General features: G+C 58.7%; 25 protein-coding genes and 1 other RNA gene. 13 read left to right on the top strand and 13 right to left on the bottom strand.

The genetic code is table 11. The features are described 5' to 3' along the window. Nucleotides 1–67 precede the first annotated feature (67 nt). Both hisN and GS612_RS03135 read right to left on the bottom strand, forming a co-directional pair. Nucleotides 68–859, bottom strand: coding sequence for a histidinol-phosphatase (hisN, locus tag GS612_RS03140; protein ID WP_171329555.1), 792 nt, complete (start codon nucleotides 857–859; stop codon nucleotides 68–70). A 40-nt stretch (nucleotides 860–899) separates the two neighbouring features. Continuing rightward, nucleotides 900–1,271: a helix-turn-helix domain-containing protein gene (locus GS612_RS03135; protein WP_171227834.1), complete on the bottom strand. Its 372-nt coding sequence runs from the start codon at nucleotides 1,269–1,271 to the stop codon at nucleotides 900–902. 339 nt (nucleotides 1,272–1,610) lie between these two features. On the opposite strand from GS612_RS03135, the gene GS612_RS03130 reads away from it, so the two are divergent. Further along, complete coding sequence (locus tag GS612_RS03130) at nucleotides 1,611–2,567, top strand: NADPH:quinone oxidoreductase family protein (protein ID WP_152458750.1); 957 nt, start codon at nucleotides 1,611–1,613, stop codon at nucleotides 2,565–2,567. A gap of 6 nt (nucleotides 2,568–2,573) precedes the next feature. On the opposite strand, the gene GS612_RS03125 is transcribed toward GS612_RS03130, so the two are convergent. Continuing rightward, on the bottom strand, nucleotides 2,574–3,455 hold the full coding sequence (locus tag GS612_RS03125) for a LysR family transcriptional regulator (protein WP_171231199.1): 882 nt from the start codon (nucleotides 3,453–3,455) through the stop codon (nucleotides 2,574–2,576). 124 nt (nucleotides 3,456–3,579) lie between these two features. Between GS612_RS03125 and GS612_RS03120 the strand changes: the two genes are divergently transcribed. Further along, nucleotides 3,580–3,789: a DUF1127 domain-containing protein gene (locus GS612_RS03120; protein WP_171114765.1), complete on the top strand. Its 210-nt coding sequence runs from the start codon at nucleotides 3,580–3,582 to the stop codon at nucleotides 3,787–3,789. A 184-nt stretch (nucleotides 3,790–3,973) separates the two neighbouring features. Continuing rightward, nucleotides 3,974–4,753: a Bax inhibitor-1/YccA family protein gene (locus GS612_RS03115; protein ID WP_171114763.1), complete on the top strand. Its 780-nt coding sequence runs from the start codon at nucleotides 3,974–3,976 to the stop codon at nucleotides 4,751–4,753. A 136-nt stretch (nucleotides 4,754–4,889) separates the two neighbouring features. Here the strand turns inward: GS612_RS03115 and GS612_RS03110 are convergent, their stop codons facing one another. Further along, entirely contained in the window at nucleotides 4,890–5,396 is a 507-nt protein-coding gene (locus GS612_RS03110) for a hypothetical protein (protein ID WP_171114761.1), read from the bottom strand. Here GS612_RS03110 and GS612_RS20620 point away from each other — a divergent pair. Continuing rightward, a complete protein-coding gene (locus GS612_RS20620; protein WP_256367471.1) occupies nucleotides 5,395–5,529 on the top strand; it encodes a hypothetical protein in 135 nt (44 codons plus the stop codon). The genes GS612_RS03110 and GS612_RS20620 overlap by 2 nt on opposite strands. Before the next feature lie 74 nt (nucleotides 5,530–5,603). On the opposite strand, the gene rpmG is transcribed toward GS612_RS20620, so the two are convergent. Continuing rightward, the gene (rpmG, locus tag GS612_RS03105) at nucleotides 5,604–5,771 is read right to left on the bottom strand and encodes a 50S ribosomal protein L33 (protein WP_037309480.1); all 168 of its coding nucleotides are present in this window, start codon (nucleotides 5,769–5,771) and stop codon (nucleotides 5,604–5,606) included. A 127-nt stretch (nucleotides 5,772–5,898) separates the two neighbouring features. Continuing rightward, entirely contained in the window at nucleotides 5,899–6,606 is a 708-nt protein-coding gene (locus tag GS612_RS03100) for a DUF533 domain-containing protein (RefSeq protein WP_171639056.1), read from the bottom strand. Nucleotides 6,607–6,884: 278 nt separating this feature from the next. Here GS612_RS03100 and GS612_RS03095 point away from each other — a divergent pair, with 278 nt between their 5' ends. From GS612_RS03095 to GS612_RS03085, 3 genes are all read left to right on the top strand, one after another. Beyond that, the gene (locus tag GS612_RS03095; RefSeq protein ID WP_171639055.1) at nucleotides 6,885–7,520 is read left to right on the top strand and encodes a DUF1326 domain-containing protein; all 636 of its coding nucleotides are present in this window, start codon (nucleotides 6,885–6,887) and stop codon (nucleotides 7,518–7,520) included. Between the two features lie 13 nt (nucleotides 7,521–7,533). Continuing rightward, nucleotides 7,534–8,376 carry a DUF2182 domain-containing protein gene (locus GS612_RS03090; protein WP_171639054.1) on the top strand — a complete coding sequence of 281 codons (843 nt, stop codon included), beginning with the start codon at nucleotides 7,534–7,536 and terminating at the stop codon, nucleotides 8,374–8,376. A gap of 67 nt (nucleotides 8,377–8,443) precedes the next feature. Next, a complete protein-coding gene (locus GS612_RS03085; protein ID WP_152458759.1) occupies nucleotides 8,444–8,776 on the top strand; it encodes a GYD domain-containing protein in 333 nt (110 codons plus the stop codon). A 6-nt stretch (nucleotides 8,777–8,782) separates the two neighbouring features. Here GS612_RS03085 and rnpB read toward each other — a convergent pair. From rnpB to gatC, 5 genes are all read right to left on the bottom strand, one after another. Continuing rightward, an RNA gene (gene rnpB / locus GS612_RS03080) (RNase P RNA component class A) lies at nucleotides 8,783–9,182 on the bottom strand. A 124-nt stretch (nucleotides 9,183–9,306) separates the two neighbouring features. After that, nucleotides 9,307–10,017, bottom strand: coding sequence for an N-acetylmuramoyl-L-alanine amidase (locus GS612_RS03075; protein ID WP_253283897.1), 711 nt, complete (start codon nucleotides 10,015–10,017; stop codon nucleotides 9,307–9,309). Next, complete coding sequence (locus tag GS612_RS03070) at nucleotides 9,968–10,672, bottom strand: hypothetical protein (protein WP_171639053.1); 705 nt, start codon at nucleotides 10,670–10,672, stop codon at nucleotides 9,968–9,970. The genes GS612_RS03075 and GS612_RS03070 overlap by 50 nt, the downstream gene beginning before the upstream one ends. A gap of 38 nt (nucleotides 10,673–10,710) precedes the next feature. Continuing rightward, complete coding sequence (gatA, locus tag GS612_RS03065; protein WP_171616090.1) at nucleotides 10,711–12,198, bottom strand: Asp-tRNA(Asn)/Glu-tRNA(Gln) amidotransferase subunit GatA; 1,488 nt, start codon at nucleotides 12,196–12,198, stop codon at nucleotides 10,711–10,713. A gap of 3 nt (nucleotides 12,199–12,201) precedes the next feature. Next, complete coding sequence (gene gatC / locus GS612_RS03060) at nucleotides 12,202–12,489, bottom strand: Asp-tRNA(Asn)/Glu-tRNA(Gln) amidotransferase subunit GatC (RefSeq protein ID WP_171092525.1); 288 nt, start codon at nucleotides 12,487–12,489, stop codon at nucleotides 12,202–12,204. Between the two features lie 228 nt (nucleotides 12,490–12,717). Here gatC and GS612_RS03055 point away from each other — a divergent pair, with 228 nt between their 5' ends. Continuing rightward, on the top strand, nucleotides 12,718–12,876 hold the full coding sequence (locus tag GS612_RS03055) for a hypothetical protein (RefSeq protein ID WP_171167089.1): 159 nt from the start codon (nucleotides 12,718–12,720) through the stop codon (nucleotides 12,874–12,876). Nucleotides 12,877–13,032: 156 nt separating this feature from the next. Next, a complete protein-coding gene (locus GS612_RS03050; protein WP_171639052.1) occupies nucleotides 13,033–13,596 on the top strand; it encodes a DUF4202 domain-containing protein in 564 nt (187 codons plus the stop codon). 71 nt (nucleotides 13,597–13,667) lie between these two features. Here the strand turns inward: GS612_RS03050 and GS612_RS03045 are convergent, their stop codons facing one another. Beyond that, entirely contained in the window at nucleotides 13,668–14,339 is a 672-nt protein-coding gene (locus tag GS612_RS03045) for a ceramidase domain-containing protein (RefSeq protein ID WP_171639051.1), read from the bottom strand. A 60-nt stretch (nucleotides 14,340–14,399) separates the two neighbouring features. Here GS612_RS03045 and GS612_RS03040 point away from each other — a divergent pair, with 60 nt between their 5' ends. Beyond that, nucleotides 14,400–15,092, top strand: a complete 693-nt coding sequence (locus GS612_RS03040; RefSeq protein WP_171639050.1) for a metal-dependent hydrolase — start codon at nucleotides 14,400–14,402, stop codon at nucleotides 15,090–15,092. A 15-nt stretch (nucleotides 15,093–15,107) separates the two neighbouring features. On the opposite strand, the gene GS612_RS03035 is transcribed toward GS612_RS03040, so the two are convergent. Next, on the bottom strand, nucleotides 15,108–15,572 hold the full coding sequence (locus GS612_RS03035) for a nucleoside deaminase (protein WP_171639049.1): 465 nt from the start codon (nucleotides 15,570–15,572) through the stop codon (nucleotides 15,108–15,110). 62 nt (nucleotides 15,573–15,634) lie between these two features. Here GS612_RS03035 and GS612_RS03030 point away from each other — a divergent pair, with 62 nt between their 5' ends. The 3 genes from GS612_RS03030 to GS612_RS03020 all read left to right on the top strand — a co-directional run bounded on the left by GS612_RS03030 (nucleotide 15,635) and on the right by GS612_RS03020 (nucleotide 18,760). Further along, nucleotides 15,635–16,450, top strand: a complete 816-nt coding sequence (locus GS612_RS03030) for a pseudouridine synthase (protein WP_171639048.1) — start codon at nucleotides 15,635–15,637, stop codon at nucleotides 16,448–16,450. Nucleotides 16,451–16,625: 175 nt separating this feature from the next. After that, nucleotides 16,626–17,540 (top strand): 5-bromo-4-chloroindolyl phosphate hydrolysis family protein, encoded by a 915-nt coding sequence (locus tag GS612_RS03025; RefSeq protein WP_171639047.1) that lies wholly within the window; start codon nucleotides 16,626–16,628, stop codon nucleotides 17,538–17,540. 29 nt (nucleotides 17,541–17,569) lie between these two features. Then, on the top strand, nucleotides 17,570–18,760 hold the full coding sequence (locus GS612_RS03020) for a toxic anion resistance protein (protein ID WP_171639046.1): 1,191 nt from the start codon (nucleotides 17,570–17,572) through the stop codon (nucleotides 18,758–18,760). The last annotated feature ends 10 nt before the right edge of the window (nucleotides 18,761–18,770 follow it).

Raw genomic sequence — 18,770 nt, 5'->3', positions numbered from 1 at the left:
GTGGAAAACGGGCGCAAGAACCGGCCATCACCGGTTTAGTTGCCTTTGATGCGCCGGGCAACAGAATTCAGAATTGGCGGAGTATCTCAAGCGCTGCGGCGTGAAGGTCAGCGTTTGCAGCAGCCAGCGCCCGGCCGCCTTGATGTGCGGGGCCGCCCTGCCAATCGGTCACGATACCGCCGGCCGCCTGAATAACGGCAATCGGCGCTTGGATATCATAGGAGTTCAAGCCCGCCTCGATCACCAAATCCGCCTGCCCGGCAGCCAGAAGCGCATAGGCATAGCAATCCATTCCATAGCGCGTCAGCTGCACCTGCTCGGACACCGCCTGAAACCCTGCGCGGTCCTTCGGGGTTCCAACTTCGGGGAACGTGGTAAACAAGGTCGCCTGATCCAGCGCCCTGGTATCGCGCGTTCGCATTCTTCTGGTGCCCTGCGGACCGGTCATGTGAGCACCGGAAGACGATCCGACAAAGCGCTCTCCGATGTACGGCTGGTCGATCACACCCATAAAAGGCCCGTCCTGATCACTCAGCGCAATCAGAACACCCCAGGTTGGCGTGCCGCTGATAAACCCTCGGGTCCCATCGATGGGGTCCAGTACCCAGGTGCGGCCACTGGTGCCCGTATGCGCGCCGAACTCCTCGCCCAGCACACCGTCATCCGGGCGCCGCCGCGCCAGAACGTCCCGCATCGCCTGTTCAGCCGCACGATCCGCCACTGTGACCGGGTCGAACCCGTCGGCCAGCTTGTTCGCGGTTTCCAGATTTGTTTGACGAAAAAAGGGAAGTATGGCCTCACGCGCAGCTTCGGCCATTTCTTCGGCAATTTCGATATCGCTCTGTGTCGTCGGTTGCATGACCCTGAGGTGCGAGCAATCCGCGACAAAGTCAAGTCAGTCAGGCAACGTCGCTGAGAACCCGCGCCAGCTCGAACAGGCGGCGACGCTGGTTTTCCGGAATCGCATAGTAAGAGCGCACCAGATCCAAAGCCTCTTTGTCACCCATCAGGTCGGCAGGGACGGATTTCTTGTCCGTATCGCCTTTTTGGGCTTCTTCCAGACCTTCGAAGAAAAAGCTGACCGGAACATCCAGCGCCTCGGCGATGTCCCACAGGCGGGATGCGCTGATTCGGTTGGCACCGGTCTCATATTTCTGGATTTGCTGAAACTTGATACCAACTTGCTGCGCCAACTGCTGCTGGGTCATCCCAATCAGCCAGCGGCGATGCCGAACGCGCTTGCCCACATGGACATCGACGTGATGAGTCATTGGTATTCTCCTATACTACACAAACATCTGCACGGGATTTTGCGACGTCCGATATCGCAGTTTTAGAGAGCTCCCCTTAACCGCTCCCTAATACGGACTGTACCGCCCCCCGTTTACAGCACTGATTGTTTATAATGCCGGTTTTGAGATTTTTTTCAAGCTGGTTGAGTCGAATGCCCCTGACAGGGATTTGTGGTTGTATTACCCAAAGCCTTTACAGAACCATATTCCTGCAACTGAATCCTCCTTCAAAATCGGGGGCCTTTTGCACCCACGCAGCAAACGGATTGACTTTTCTGACGGCACACGCGCCTATGTCGGAAACTCTTGAGGAACAATATGCGGGCCTATTGCATTCCATCCGACGGGGCGTCTGCCCAGCTTTGTGACGTGAAAATACCCGAGCCGGGCGAAGGCCAGGTGCGGGTCGCGATAAAAGCTTGCGGCCTGAATTTCGCCGATCTGCTGATGCAGACGGGGGCGTATCAGGACACGCCACCTGCCCCATTCACCCTGGGCATGGAGATCGCCGGTATCGTGGAGACAGTCGGGCCCGGCGTTTCAACGCTCAGCCCAGGCGACCGGATCGCAGTCTATTCCGGTCAGGGTGGGTTGGCCGAGTACGGTGTATTCGACGCGGATCGTGCGATCGTGCTGCCGGACGACACCGGATTCGAAGACGCCGCCGCCATCCAGATCGCTTATGCCACCAGTCACATGGCCCTTGATCACAGGGCACGCCTGCAACCGGGTGAAACCCTTCTGGTCACCGGCGCAGCGGGAGGTGTCGGCCTGACTGCCGTCGAAATCGGCAAGCTCATGGGCGCCACGGTCATCGCGCAGGCGCGCGGCGAGAACAAGCTTGCCGTTGCCCGTGCCGCTGGTGCCGATCATCTGATCGATGCTTCCGAAGACCTGCGCGAGCGGGTCAAATCGCTGGGTGGCGCGGATGTCGTCTATGACGTCATCGGCGGGGATGTGTTCAAGGCCGCGTTCAGGGCCACCAATCCCGAAGGGCGTTTGCTGCCCATCGGATTCGCCGGGGGCGACATCCCGCAGATTCCGGCCAATCATCTGCTGGTCAAAAACCTGACCGTGATCGGGGTGTATATCGGCGGCTATCTGAAATTCCGCCCCGAAGCTGTGCGCAACAGTTTTGACACCCTATTCAAGTGGCATTCAGAGGGCAGGATAAAACCGCACATCAGTCACGTCCTGCCCCTTGAAGATGTCGCGCATGCAATGCAGTTGCTGAAAGAGCGAAAATCCACGGGCAAGATCGTGATCACGCCTTGATCGCGATCATCCAACCACGGCCCGCAACTGGGTACCGCCCAGCAATCTGAAGTTCTGACGCACCAACTGTGCCAGAGCTTCGACAACCGCATCCCGGCCCTGCTCGCCACCGTAGAGGTTGATCATATGCGCAGGTAAATCCGGCAGAGCCCCAGCCGAGTCGATCTGTTCAAGATGTGCGGCCTCGGTTCCGTCCAGCATTGCGTGAACCGCAAGATCGGCACTGACCGTGGCTTCTATGGTACGGTCGTTTTCGGTTTCCACGGACAGCTCCCACGGTATTCCGGCCGCATCCAGCGCCGATATGACCTGCGGTCTGAACAAGCAGCGCCGCCCCAGTGCCAGAGGCAACGGGCGCTTGCGCCATGCAGACCCGCCCGGCGCGCCGATCCAGCGCAACGGCAGCTCTGCGATGGTCTCTGCACCAGCGGCCGAAGACGGTTCGGTCGTCAGGATCACATCACATTCGCCCCGCTTGTACATGTCTTTCAATTGCAGTGAATAGGACGACACCAACTGCACCCTGACGCGGGGAAAATCTGCGTTGAACCGTTGCAGGACCCGGGGAATCGCGGGGTAGACGATGTCATGGGGAACGCCCAGAACCACTTCGCCCTCAAAGGCCTGATCGGTGAGTTTTGAGATTACCTCGTCATTCAGGGCAATCATGCGGCGCGCGTAGGCCAGCAGCTGCTCACCGGATGCGGTCAGAGCAATTGTCCTGCCGCTTCGGTCCAGCAACTCCAGGCCCAGCAGCTCCTCCAGCCGCTTGAGTTGCATGGACACCGCAGACTGCGTCAGGTGCAGAAATCCGGCGGCACGGGTCACACCGCCCTGATCCGCCACCGCCACGAAAGACCGCAGGGTTGTAATGTCCAGATTTCGCATCTTCACGATTCCTTATGCGTTCCATCAAAAATATTCGTTTTTAAAATGTGTCACACTCACCCATATCAATCAAGGAAATTGATATCAGCCAGTAAAACCATCGAGAATACAGAAAGGACAAGTTATGACGCAACTCGCAATCCATAATCCTTGCAAACCGGCCAAACGTTCCTTGGTGTCCCTGATCTCTCAAGCGTTCGAACTGTCCAGACAGCGGCGAAATCTGGCACAACTGGATGCTGCCGTGCTGGACGATATCGGAGTCACCCGCGAGGAAGCATCCGCAGAAGCAAAACGCTTTTTCTGGGATGCACCTCAATTCTGGAAAAGGTGACTATGACTCTCATATTTTTATGGCGATGGGCGACCTTGAGTCGCCTGTTGGCATTTTTGTTGCGTCTTTTATTCGGTTTTCGCCCGGAATCTCTTGAAACACAGCCCCTTGTTGCCGATATTTAGATGGAAAACCGCCCCGCTCTGCCGGGGCGCTCTAACTTGACGACTAGGGAGACCCTTTGATGGCACAATTCGACACGATCCGGACGGCATCCGGCGCGCGCGCCGCCGAGATTGATCAGGGCCTGCGCGCCCACATGAACAAAGTCTACGGCACCATGTCCGTCGGCATGCTGATCACGGCACTGGCGGCATGGGCTATTGCCGGTCTGGCAGTAACCAGCGATCCAAGCAACGCGGTTGCTCAGATCGGCGCTGACCGCTATCTGACGAGCTTGGGCGGCGCGCTGTTCCTGTCGCCGCTGAAATGGGTGGTCATGTTCGCTCCGCTGGCCTTCATCTTGTTTGGATGGGGTGCCCTGATGCGCCGTGGCTCAGCCGCGACAGTTCAGCTTGGCTTCTTCGTCTTTGCCGCCGTGATGGGCATCTCGATGAGCTCGATCTTTCTGGTCTTCACGCCCTACTCGATTACCCAGACCTTCCTGGTGACGTCGATCGCCTTTGCTGGCCTCAGCCTGTATGGCTACACCACAAAGCGGAACCTCAGCGGAATGGGCACTTTCCTGATGATGGGTGTGATCGGTCTGCTGGTTGCGATGATCATCAACCTGTTCCTGCAATCCGGCGTGATGATGCTGGCCATCTCGGCCATCGGCATCCTGATCTTTGCCGGTCTGACCGCGTTCTATACGCAGGACATCAAGAACACTTACGTCGCCCACGCTGCACATGGCGATCAGGAATGGCTGGACAAAGCCGCCTTCGACGGCGCGCTGAGCCTGTATATCTCGTTCCTGAACATGTTCCAGTTCCTGCTGATGTTCATGGGTCAGCAAGAATAAGCCTTGCCGACAACCGAATTGGTTCAGGGCCGGTCCACGACCGGCCCTTTTCTTTTGCGCGACGGATTTCTTTTGCCCGGAAATGAAAAACCCCGCCGTCGAGGCGGGGCTTTGAGATACTGGAACGTAATCGGGATCAGCTACAGTTCAGCGGTATGGCGAAGCCGGAACTTTTCTCGGAGGTTCCTTTGCGGAATACACCGCCAGCTGGCAGACAGCCGGTAAAACGCTCTGTTTCTTCCGCAAAGCCTACACCGATCGAATTGTCGACCTTCACACTGTTCGAACTCGTGCGCAGCACACCAAATATGGTGCCGTTGACACTGACAGTGCTGAGGAACAAGTTTGTGTCGCTTCCTTGCAGTTGAACAGCCGTGTTTGGCGTCTGCCCGCCATTGTCTATTGCAACCGAAGCCACCTTGGACGGCTCAACCTCATCACTCAAAAGCGTGACTGTCCGCAGTTCCGCCAGCTCTGCCGGAACGTTGGTCGCGTCTGGCAGAAAGGCGACGGCACCGGGTACGTCGGAAATCGTGCGCGGTTCGCCATCGATTCCAGTAAACCCGACACCTTCGCGGTTAAACGGGTCTTCACAGGCCGCTAGGGTCAGAACGGCAATTGTGGATAACAAGATTTTTTTCATGGCGGTCAACATTTTGTGGCGGTTTGCTGAAGCGTACTTGCAGGTTCCCACAAAAAGCAAGCCGCAGGGGATGCGATTGTCCCAAACGCTGATGCGCCACTGCAACGGACTGCCGCAGCTTGCCATCCGCTGAAATCAGGAAACCGGAACTGAAAAAGGGCTCTGTACAACAGAGCCCTTTTTCGGAATTCCAAATGGAATGGCAGATTACTTGATCTTGCCTTCCTTGTACTCGACATGCTTGCGAACGACCGGGTCGTATTTACGAATGGTCATTTTCTCAGTCATGGTACGCGCGTTCTTCTTGGTCACATAGAAGTGGCCCGTGCCCGCGGTCGAGTTCAGACGGATCTTGATTGTCGTCGGCTTCGCCATGGTTATCTCCTGCGTCCGAAAAGGCAGGGGCCTTTCGGTTGAATTCCTATGAGCGTGCGCTTTTACGCGCTGCACCGCCTATGTCAAGGCCAATCGGATCATACAGGCACAGGAATCTGGTGCAGGTTCAACTAGGCAGGGTTGGCGCGCCCATATACGTGTGAATCTGGTCTCTTTCCGCGTCGGAAAGACCCAGAGCGGTGGACAATTGCCGCAGGTATGATGCCTCGCGCGCGTTGTCCAGACGGATCGCAGCCAGGGAAGTTGCATAGATCTGCGTCTTGAGCGGCGCACCAGAATCAGCCGCCAATCCCATGACGTCAATCGGTGCGTTCAGCTGCTCTTGCACGAATGCGCGCTCTTCCTCGCTGACATCATCGCCCAATTTACCCAGGATGATTTCCTTTTCCTGTTCATCCAGTTCACCATCTGCCTTGGCAGCCTGAATCATTGCGCGCAGCATGAGTTTTGCCTGCTCTTCCATCGCTGCACCCGCGGGCGTGCCGCCGAACACGGTTTCCATCATGTCACCTGTGTGTTGATTGGCAGTTTTGGCGGCCCCTTGCATGGCGTTCAACAACCCACCCAAACCAGCGGCTCCGGCTGTGCTGCCGCCAACCCCCATCTTGCTCATCATGTCCTGCAAGCCTGACGCGCCACCGGGCAGGCCAAATTGTTCTGCCATTTTGCCCAGCTGATCCGCGCCAAAACCACCGCCGGCACCCTGCATCATGTCTTGCAGCCCAGCCATGCCGCCCATCTTCTGATATTTTTCCATACCCTTGGCCGCAGCAAAACCAATGGCCACGGACGCCAGTGTTTTCATAAAGCTCATAATCAACCTCCCATATCTTCAAATTGGTTCCGAAAGTCTAACAGCCGAATGCAATCCCGAATACCGTGCTCAACCTGAACGCGACCGGCCCATAGCCCGGCACATGATAAAGCCCAAAGATGGCATGTAATTTGCGGTCTTGTTTGTACATATCACGGATTCGTGATAGGTTCGCCCATCCAAGAAGCCGAATTCAGGCTCGAAGGCCGAGGCAGCGTGAATGGGTTCAACCCGCAACGAGCAGAGTTGTTTTATGCGACTTTTCTTGGGGGGCTATCATGACAGAATGGGCTATTCAGGCCGAAGAACTGGCCAATTGCAATTGCAACTTTGGTTGCCCGTGTCAGTTCAGCGTACTTCCGTCACACGGCAATTGCGAGGCGGTTGTGGTCTTTGACATTCAAAGCGGTCACTACGGTGACACTGATCTGGGCGGTCTTCGGGCGGCAGGTGTCTATCATTGGCCGGGACCAATTCATGAAGGTAACGGTCAGATGCAGCTGATCATTGATGAAAACGCAACAGCTGAACAGCGTGCCGCGTTGCAAGCGATCATGACCGGTCAGGATACGGATGAAATGGCCACGTTCTGGTATGTCTTCAGCGCCATGGCGCCTTTGAAACATGAAACCCTGTTTGTTCCGATTGAACTGGACTGGAACCGCGAAGAACGCAGCGGATACGCCAAGGCTGCCGGAGTTTTCGATGTTGAGGTCAATCCGATCCCTCATATCGTATCGGGCGCACCTCACCGCGCGTCGATACAGTTGCCGAACGGCTTTGAATACCGCCATGCCGAAGCGGCATCGGGCAGTGCGACTACGACGGGTGGTCAAATCAAGCTGACCCTTGACGCAACCCATGCTCATCTGGCGCATCTGAACATCTCGGGCCATGGCGTCTTGGGCGCATAAGCAGAGAACACCCATGACCAAACAGAACGCATCGCCCCGGGGCGGGACGGTTGAGTGGTTGCTGAGACAGGACAGCGCGATTGTTCTGGGAAGCGTTCTTCTGATCATCCTCGGTGCAACCTGGTACACGATAGCTGGCGTCGGGATGAACATGTCCGCGGTCGAGATGACCCGGATGGCCGGCCCTGTCGGAGACCCCATGCAAATGGGCCCGGCAGCAGCGTGGAGCGCAAGCTATGCCTTGCTGATTTTTCTGATGTGGTGGGTCATGATGATCGCCATGATGACCCCAAGCGCTGCGCCTGCCGTTCTTCTGTTCATCGCGGTCAAGCGGACAGGGCCTGAAAAGCATCGGACGGTTGCGTTCAGCCTGTGGTTTTTATCCGGCTATCTAGTGGCCTGGGTGGCGTTCAGCCTGATTGCAACCGCATTGCAATGGGGGTTGGAACAAATCGGGTTGTCCGACGGGCCGATGATGACGATCAGCTCGGGCGTCTTCGCAGGAAGCGTTCTGCTGGCGGCTGGCGCCTATCAGTTTTCAGCTTTGAAAAACGCATGCCTGCGCCACTGTCAGAGCCCCGCACGTTTCCTGGCCGATCACAACCGACCCGGAACATTCGGTGCTTTCCGCACCGGTATCCTGCACGGCACGTATTGTCTGGGGTGCTGCTGGGCACTGATGCTGCTGCTTTTCGTCGGGGGGATCATGAACCTCTACTGGATTGTCGGAATTGCCGCCTATGTTGCGCTGGAAAAACTATTGCCCGGGGCCCGGTGGCTTGTGTCGGTGACAGGTTTTGCGCTGATCGGCGCTGGCCTTTGGTTCATCACGGCGCCGATGTTTTCCGGCCCCTGATTTTGAACGGCCCCGGGGTCGGCTGACTTGAAGACCCAAAAACGATTTGACGCAACAGGAGGTATCAATGCCCATTTTCATTACTTACGCATCTTACTCGCAAGCCGGTGTCAAAGGCATGTTGCAAAAGCCCGAGAACCGCACCGGTCCGGTGAAAGCTCTGCTGGAAAAAGTAGGCGGCAGGCTGCTGTCCTTCTACATGACGACCGGCAGCAACGACGTGGTTGTGATCAGCGAAGCCCCAGATGGGACAGACGCCGTGGCCGTTGGAATGGCTGTCGCCGCGTCGGGTGCAGTGACGAACATCGAAACCGTTCGCGCCTGGACCGCAGACGAGTTCACGTCGATAACAGAGAAAGCGGCGGCGCTGACCGGTTCCTACACGCCGCCCGGAGGATAGGCGAATACGCGCGGAGGGCCTGTAAGCCGGATCTTGTTCCGGGGTTGCCCCCTTCGATGACCATTCCTCTAGGCCGTGCATTGCTGCGCGGCTCAAGCTGCCAACCCGGTCCCTCTCGGCCAAGACGTGCCTAGCGGCGGTATCGGCTTGCGCCGACCGGCCCGCGCGGGGACCCTATTTGGCATTGCTCCCGGTGGGGCTTGCCGTGCCGCCCCTGTTGCCAGGGGCGCGGTGGGCTCTTACCCCACCGTTTCACCCTTACCCTGAACCAAAGTTCCGGGCGGTCTGATTTCTGTGGCGCTTTCCGTCGGGTTACCCCGCCCGGGCGTTACCCGGCACCGTTGTCTTGTGGAGTCCGGACTTTCCTCTCGGGCCTTGCGACCCCAGCGGCCATCCGACCCTCCGCGCGTGGGTTGGGTAGGCTCTGCGGTCGGCGGCGTCAAGGGTGGATGGTTCAGAGAAGGGGCCAGCCCCTTCTTGGCCTGCGGCCAATTCAACCCCGGGATATTTTCAGCCAGATGAAGGGCGGATCAGGAGTGCGGGATCAACGGTGCAAGGTCGGCTTGCTGCAAAGGCCCCCTGCCCCATGGGCGGTATCGAAGGCGGACGGCATGCAACAGCGTATCATCGTCTACATCAGCGCTGAAACCAGCAGCCTGAGCCAGATTTCGGAACTGGCCCTTTGATGCAGTTTGCGGACCAGCGGCATATCCGCGGGGCGTGGCCAGCAAGTTGCGCTCGAGCCGCAACCAGTCAAATCGCGGACCGGGGTCAAATTTGCGCCCAGGCGCCATGTCCGAATGGCCGATAACACCGTTTGGCAAGATGGCCCAACGGTGCATTATCTGGCGCAACAGCTGTTCCAGCCGATGCATCTGGGGTTCGGGGAACGGATGCTTGCCGGCGTTGTCCAGCTCGATGCCTATGGAACGAGAGTTGATGTCGGTCTGACCGTGCCATTCTCCGGCACCCGCGTGCCAGGCCCGGTCTTCTTCGCGCACCATCTGCCACAGCGTGCCATCATTGCCGATCAGGTAATGGGCCGAGACCTCGGCCTTTGGGTCGCACAGACGATCCAAAGCCGCCTGAGCGCTGTCCATCGCCGTGTAATGGATCACGATCAAGGATGGTGTCAGACCATCTCGGCGCTCACCAAAATTGGGTGACGGATGCCAGATCGGGTTCAGGGGGTCAGTTGCTGACGGCACTGCGGAACGGGCTCGGGTCCCAGCCACACGCATAGCCATCCCCATCCGGGTCCAGACCTTTGCGGTCGCGCTGGGGGCCGCCATTGGACAGAAACTCGATCTGAGCCTGATCAGGGGATGGGAATTGCGCGCAGTTCCTCTGAGCCTTGGCCTGAAGGTTGAAACCGGACCGGCTGTAAAGTTGCACACCTACCGGATTGGACGTGCTCAGCGCGTATTGCACAATGTTTGTCTGGCCGCTCGCCGTGCGCTCGGGCACTGCCGTCGGGGCCACGAGTTCATACGTCTGGCGGTTCTGCTCGATCCGGGCGGCGTCGGATTCGATGCTGCGGCGTTCGGACACGGCGGCAAAATCCTGTTCATCCGAAATCGCGCCAGTGTTCGCCACGGGAACCGCCGTAACCGCGGCTGGGTTTTGGCCAGATGTGCTGGCCAATGCCGCCGCGGCCTGGTTAGCGATATCCGCGTTTTCACCCGTGGCAACAGGCGCCGTACCCGGGGCGCCCAGCGGTTGTTGTGAAACTTCGACCGGGGCCAGCAGAGGGTTGCCGGCCACGCCCTGACCTGCCAATTGAGCCTCGCGCTGGGCCTGGTATTCAGGCGTGTTGAAACCCGTGCTGGTCAGCGGCGCGACATCCGTGCACGCAGCTGCCAGTGCAAGAGCGGGGACCAAAAGCAAAACGCGCATTGTTTGGCTCCGTGTCTAGTGCTTCAGTTGCCCGAGGCTTACCACCATTTCCCGGGCTTGGCCACAAAACCGGCCGCGTTTTCCAGCGCATAGGCGGTATTGAGCAGGTCGCCTTCTTCCCAGGGACGCCCGATCAGCTGCAATCCCAGCGGAAGACCTTGTGTGTCCAGCCCTGCGGGGACCGAGATACCGGGCAGTCCCGCCAGGTTCACGGTCACGGTGAAGACATCGTTCAAATACATTTGAACAGGATCTGCTTCGGTCATTTCGCCCAGACCGAAGGCCGCCGATGGGGTTGCCGGGGTCAGGATGGCGTCGACACCGGCCGCGAACACGTCTTCGAAGTCTTTCTTGATCAGCGTGCGCACCTTGCGGGCACGGTTGTAGTAGGCGTCGTAGAAACCAGCCGACAGAACATAGGTGCCGACCATGACCCGGCGCTGCACTTCGTGGCCAAAGCCCTCGGCGCGGGTCTTTTCGTACATCTCGGTGATGCCATCCCCTTGCGCCAACTGTGCACGATGCCCATAGCGGACACCGTCATAGCGGGCGAGGTTCGAAGACGCCTCGGCCGGGGCGATCACATAGTAGGCCGGCAGCGCATATTTGGTGTGCGGCAGCGAGATATCGACGATCTCGGCCCCCGCATCCTTCAGCATCGCGGCACCATCGGCCCAGAGCTTTTCGATCTCGGCGGGCATGCCGTCCATGCGGTATTCCTTGGGGATACCGATCTTCTTGCCCTTGATATCTCCGGTCAGCATCGCTTCGAAATTCGGGACGGCCAGGTCCGCACTGGTCGAATCCTTGGCGTCATGGCCGCACATGGTTTCCAGCATGATCGCGGCGTCGCGGACGTTCTTGGTCATCGGACCAGCCTGATCCAGCGAGGACGCAAACGCCACAATGCCCCAGCGCGAGCAACGACCATAGGTCGGCTTGATGCCGGTGATCCCGACAAAAGCCGCGGGCTGCCGGATGGAACCGCCGGTATCGGTACCCGTTGCTGCAAGGCACAGATCGGCAGCAACGGCGGCCGCAGATCCGCCCGACGAACCGCCCGGCGTCAGCTGCGCATCATCGTTGCCACGACGCCACGGGCTGACCGCGTTGCCATAGACCGATGTTTCGTTGGACGAGCCCATGGCGAATTCGTCCATGTTCAGCTTGCCCAGCATCACCGCGCCTGCGTCGGCCAGTTGCTGTGACACGGTGGATTCGTATTCCGGCTTGAAGCCTTCAAGAATGCCCGACGCGGCTTGCGACGGCACGCCCTTGGTGCAGAACAGGTCCTTGATGCCGATCGGCAGGCCACACATTGACGGAGCGTCCCCACCCTTGATCCGTTCATCCGCGGCCTTGGCGCGCTCCATCGCGATCTCGGGCGTCTTGTGGACGAATGCGTTCAGCGCATCTGCTTCATCAATGGCTTTCAAGCAGGCTTCTGTCAGCTCAACAGAGGTGACGTCGCCGGCTCGCAACGCGTCGCGGGCCTCGGCCAGGCCCAATTTGTTCAGATCGCTCATGTCTTACTCCACCACTTTGGGGACTGCGAAGAACCCTTCGCGGGCGTCGGGGGCGTTGGCCAGAACCTTGTCCTGCTGATTGCCATCGGTGACTTCGTCCTGACGGCGCTTGAGGCGCATGGGTGTGACCGAAACCATCGGCTCGACACCTTCCACGTCCACTTCGTTCAGCTGTTCGATGAACCCAAGGATGGTGTTGAACTCGGATGCCAGCGCCGGCAGCGCGTCATCCTCGACCTTGATCCGGGCCAGTTTGGCCACTTTGGCGGCGGTGCTTTGGTCAATCGACATCGGCTTCCCTCATCTATGTTAGGGGGCGTTTACCCGTCTGAAGCGGCAGTCGCAAGACCGGGCTGCCTTGGGCAGGTCCGAGTTTGGAACTCCCCCCTTTTCTGAGGCTATTCAAAACTGAATGGCTGGTATGCAAAAAAGTAAACCGAATAGTTCATTATCGATCTTGAAAACTAAACTGTACTGTTCACTTTATTTATGCGACATAACGCAAACCGGAGAAAAAACATGAAACCCCTGATAACAGCCGCAGTCTTGTCCGCCACGATTTTGGCCGCACCGGCCATGGCTTTGGGTATCGACACAAGCAACCTGACACGCACGTTGACCTTCCCGTCCCCTATCACGGAACCGGTCACGCAGGATCAGGTCAAACCTGCCAAGTAACGCGCAGGTCCAAGCCGGGTCAGATATCCCCTCTCTGACCCGGCTGTTTTGCATTTTCGAGGATGCACATCCCAGAGCAAGCCGCTAGCATGACGTCGAATACAGAACAGAACTGCGCCAAGGTTTCGTAGTTCAGGCAAGCCAGTGGAGCAGATGATGAGCGCGCAAAAACAAGCGGTTCTGGACGCAATCGACGCAGCCAATGCAAATGACCCCAACCAAGACGAGGGCCGCCCCGCGGCGCTGTTGTATGGCGAACGCATGAGTGCCGAGCTGGGCCGCCTGTTTCCGGACGTTTCTGACGCCCTTCAAATCGCCGCGCGCGGGCAGCATGTGGAACGTTGGAAACTTGCCCGCAGTGAATATCCCGAAGGCCGGGTTGGATATCTGTCATGGCGCAAGGCGCAGGGCGAACACCATGCCGACGTGGTCATGGGGTTGATGACCCGCGAAGGTTACGATTCAGAACAGGTCGAGGCCGCAGGGCGCATGTTGCGCAAACAGGGCATCAAGCGGGACGCGGAAGTGCAGGCGTTGGAAGACGTGATCTGCTTTGTGTTTCTGAAATGGTATTTCCAGCCCTTTGCCGCAAAACACTCGGCCGAGAAAATCCAGAGCATCGTTGAAAAAACCGCCCGCAAGATGTCGTCCGAAGGCCGCGCTCGGGTGTTGAACGAATTTGATCTGCCCGACCATCTGGCCGCAGCCTTTCAGAACTAGAATCGGACCACGGCGGTTTCGTTGACCTCCTTGTCACGAGGCTCGGAGGACACAAGCGATCCTCCCGCGCCTCAAGACGCCGGGCCTTTGCAGAAACGGCCCCTGACAAGAGCTGCGCGATACACCTCGATCATCCATCCCAGCATTATGGCATTCAGGATGTGCCACATGAAATGCGTCCCCATTGGCCATTGCCCGCAAATAGGCAAATCCAGCGCACGGAACGTGATCGATAGAATCAGGATCAGGGCCCCGAGCGTCATCCCTCTGGCCAAGTTCGGATCATTGCCCCGCAGCAGGAACGCGTAGATCAGGATCAACAAAGGGACCGGCGCATAAGCCGCCGACCCACCAATCCCCGGCACAAGCTGGAACAGGGGCGCAACGGCCGCCGCATAGGGAAGATACAGAATTGTACCGCAGATCGCCATTCCGGACGACATGCGACAGATGTCGCGGTTCACCGCAAATATATAGACCAATATGAACAGCAGGATCGGCGCCACATCCGCCAAAGCAGCCCAAACCCGGGCATGGGTGTGAAACAGATAGCTTCCGACCCCGATCATGGCCAAAATCACGACCAGACCCTTGGCCAGCGGCATGTCCTGATCGCGCACGCGCCGCCACATGATCCATGCGGCAATCAGAAAAGCAGCGTTCGTGATCGCATTGATCGGCTCGGCCCAATAGTCCGCCGACACGCGTTCGCAATAGCCATCAATTTCTCGAATCCAGTCCATGGAATTTTACATAGCCGATGCTAGGCTGCTGCCAAGAGACCTTATGGGAGGAAAACCGGAATGAACATTATCTGGCTGGGCCATGGCAGTTTTCGCATTGAAACTCAGGGGCAGGTTCTGTTGATCGACCCGTGGCTGACCGGCAACCCGGTCTTGCCCGAAGATCGGCATGATGCCGTGCTGGAAGGGGCGACCCACATTCTTTTGACCCACACGCATTTTGACCACGTGGCCGATGTACTTCCCCTGGCAAAGCACCTGAAAATCCCCGTTGTCGGACAATATGACCTGATGGGATACTGGAGCGAAGCGGAAGGCATTGAGACCATCGGTTTCAACAAAGGCGGCACCGTCGACCTGAACGGCGTCATGGTGACAATGGTACCGGCCTCTCACAGCTCGACTTTTTCAACACCGGACGGTCTGCGCACCGGCGGCAGTGAAGTCGGCTTCATGATCGCGGCCGAGGGGCGTATGCTCTACGTCTCGGGCGATACCGACATCATGGCCGACATGGAATGGATGGGGGATTACTACAAGCCCGATATCGGCATCCTTTCGGCCGGCGGGCATTTCACCATGGATATGAAAGCCGCCGCCTATGCCGCGAAACGGTACTTTGACTTCAAGACGGTCATCCCATGTCACTACAAGACGTTCCCCATTCTGGAACAATGCGCACAGGCATTGATCGACGGGTTGCCCGGGGTCGACGTGATCGAACCTGAGGTTATGAAAGCCATCACCCTCTGACGACAGAGCAGCGCGTCAGCCCGGCTTGTCCTGGCGGCGCGCTTCGAAGAAGGCCTTCAAAAGCGCGGCAGCCTCTTCGCCTGCAATCCCGTCATAGACTTCGGGCACGTGATGCGCCTGTGCATGCGAAAACACGCGCGCGCCATGCGCCACGCCCCCGGATTTGGGGTCTGCCGCACCGTAATAGATCCGCCGGATGCGCGCGGCCGCCAAGGCCGCGGCGCACATCGCGCAAGGCTCCAACGTGACGTAGAGATCATGATCCGGCAGCCGTTCAGAGCCCGCCTGCGCACAGGCTGCACGCAAGGCCATGATTTCCGCATGGGCCGTGGGGTCATTCAACTCGCGCGTCCGATTTCCGGCCGCGGCCACGACCGTTCCGTCCGGTCCGACGACAACGGCCCCCACGGGCACCTCGCCGCGGTCAGCGGCTGCGCGCGCCTCGGTCAAGGCCTGTTGCATATGCGATTTGAACACCATGCCCCCTGACTGCCGCAGAAACCCGCCTTTCGCAAGCGCCCGGGATGGGGTATGGCCCTGACATGAACAAGACCCCACCCCCCGGCGATCGGATCGCCAAAGTCCTGGCCCGCGCTGGCGTAGCATCCCGGCGCGAGGCTGAACGCATGATAGAAGCGGGCCGCGTGGCAGTGAATGGCAAGACCATCGACAGCCCCGCCCTGAACGTGACCGCGAAAGACAAGATCGCAGTCGACGGCAGGCCGGTCTCGGAACCGGAACCGTCGCGTCTGTGGCTGTATCACAAGCCCGCCGGGTTGGTGACGACGACCCGCGACGAAAAAGGACGAGAGACAATATTCGACAAGCTGCCCGACGACATGCCACGGGTGATGAGCGTCGGTCGGTTGGATCTGAATTCCGAAGGATTGCTGCTGTTGACCAACGATGGCGGCATCAAGCGCAAGCTGGAACTGCCCTCGACCGGGTGGTTGCGGAAGTACCGCGTGCGGGTGAACGGTCGCCCGAAGGACGAAGATTTCGAACCGCTGCGCAAGGGGCTGGTGATCGAGGGAGAACGGTTCCAGCCAATGACCGTCACATTGGATCGCCAGCAGGGCGCAAATGCCTGGCTGACGATCGGCTTGCGCGAAGGCAAAAACCGCGAAATCCGCCGCGCGATGGAAGATATCGGTTTTACCGTGAATCGTCTGTTGCGGGTGTCCTACGGCCCCTTCCAGCTTGGGACGTTGAAACAGGGCGAGGTCGAAGAAGTCCGTCGCCGGGTGATGCGCGACCAGCTGGGGCTGGACGCCGAAGACAAACCGGGCAAACCGCCCGAACGCCCGTCACGGCCCAAAAGAAAACGGCCTCTGGTCGGCAAGAATCCCCGTAAGTGATGTGGGTTCGGCAACCTTCCCCCTAGCGCTAAGCCCGCGCATACCCTAAATTTTCAGTGAAAGCTGCTATTTGGGGGGCGTGATGTCCGGAAGCGGAGTGCAAAAACTGGCCTACGCTGTGCTGTTGGTGCTGTTGTTTGGCGTCTGCACTGGTTTGCTCGGAGGTCTGTAAGCCATGGCAAAGCGGTTCGGCGGAAAATACAGCCCACAGGGGGATGAATCGGAAAACACCCCACATCCGAGGGGTCAGTTTGACGGCGCACGGGTCGAGCCCGCTGGCGCACGTGCGAATATTCTGTTTCTACCCGCCATTCCTTTGGTGTTTCTGTCCCTGAACGACGGCGCGATTGGCATGACACTGGGGCTGGTCGCCGCTGGTTTTCTGACGGCGGCCGCATTCTTGCTGCGAGAAGGTCTGAGAGCAGAAGCCGCGTACAATGCCCGCAAAACCGCTCGACGTCCTGCTTTTCCGCGGAAGATATTTGCCAGTGTTCTCACCGGCCTTGGTGCTGGCCTTGCGTCTTACAGGTCCGAGTTTCTGGACGCTGAAGCGGCAGCGCAGGTCAGCCTGTTGGCCCCCGTGCTGTTTGGCGTCGCTGCGACCGTTCTGCATTCTGTCTCATTCGGGCTTGATCCGATGAAGAACAAGGGCATGGAGGGGGTCGACACCTTTCAGCAAGACCGCGTGGCGCGCGTGGTCGATGATGCCGAGAAACACTTGTCGGAAATGACAGATGCCATAAAACGCGCGGGCGATCGACGTGTCGAAGCCCGGGTCGAGCGATTTCAGGACACCGCACGTGACCTGTTTCGCACGGTCGAGGAAGACCCTCGCGATCTGGCCGGTGCCAGAAAATATCTGACTGTGTATCTACAGGGCGCGCGTGATGCGACTGTCAAATTTGCTGATATCTATGCGCGCACCCGCGACGCGCAGGCACTGGCCGACTATTCCGCCCTTCTGGACGATCTGGAACAGAATTTTGCCGCGCGTACGCGGAAAATGCTATTGGATGACCGCAGTGATCTGACGGTCGAAATCGACGTGTTGCGTGAAAGATTGCAGCGCGAAGGCGTCCGGCTGGACTGACCGGCCATATTTGAGCGAGGAACATCCCCATGTCCGAAGAGATCAAGAACAAGGCGGTTCAGGCCGAAACTCTGGTACAGGAAGTCACCGCGGTTGCCCTGCCCGAACCGCAGGCCGAGATCGTGCCGCTGGAGGAAGCCGACGAACCCGTCAGTGCCGAAATCCGCAAGCGGATGGATGAAATCGACATGGGCAACACCAATTCGATTGTCGCATTCGGCTCGTCCGCGCAGGCCGAGTTGCAGGAGATCAGCCAGGCCATGCTTGCGGATGTGCGCAACAAGGATGTCGGCCCGGCCGGTGACAGCCTGCGCAATATCGTGACCACGATCCGCGGTTTCTCGGTCAGTGAACTTGACGTGCGGCGCGAGCGCAGCTGGTGGGAGAAACTCTTGGGCAGGGCTGCACCGTTTGCAAAATTCACAGCGCAATACGAAGAGGTTCAGGGCCAGATCGATCGCATTACCGACGATCTTCTGGGGCATGAACATACGCTGCTCAAGGATATCAAATCTCTGGATCTGCTGTATGAAAAGACCTTGGGCTTTTATGACGAACTGGCGCTGTACATCGCTGCGGGCGAAGAGAAGCTGACCGAGCTGGACAGCCACGACATCCCTGAAAAGGAAGCCGAAGTTCAGGCCGCTCCGGAAGACCAGCAAGTGATGAAAGCACAGGAACTGCGTGACATGCGCGCGGCGCGAGACGACCTTGAACGCCGGGTTCATGACCTGAAACTGACACGACAGGTCACGATGCAGTCCCTGCCGTCGATCCGTTTGGTTCAGGAAAACGACAAATCGCTGGTCACCAAGATCAACTCGACACTGGTGAACACGGTCCCGTTGTGGGAAACGCAGCTGGCCCAGGCGGTTACGATACAACGCAGTGCCGAAGCCGCCGCCGCGGTGCGGGATGCCAACGACCTGACGAACGAGCTTTTGACTTCGAATGCGGCCAACCTGCGCGAATCGAACAAGATGATCCGCCAAGAGATGGAGCGCGGCGTGTTCGACATCGAAGCGGTCAAGCAGGCCAATGCCGACCTGATTGGCACCATCAACGAAAGCCTTGCCATTGCCGACGAGGGCAAGGCCAAACGCGCCGCAGCCGAAGCTGAGTTGCAGAAGATGGAAAAGGAACTGCGCGACACTTTGGCGGCCGCCAAAGCGCGCCGCGACGGAACCGGCGACACTGCCGGTACGGCGGTTCCCGGCTGAGGGCGGGATC

This window comes from Ruegeria sp. HKCCD6157, assembly GCF_013110685.1.
Classification (GTDB): domain Bacteria; phylum Pseudomonadota; class Alphaproteobacteria; order Rhodobacterales; family Rhodobacteraceae; genus Ruegeria.
The sequence above is the reverse complement of the archived record's forward strand: the minus strand, read 5'-3'. Positions and strand labels throughout refer to the sequence as shown.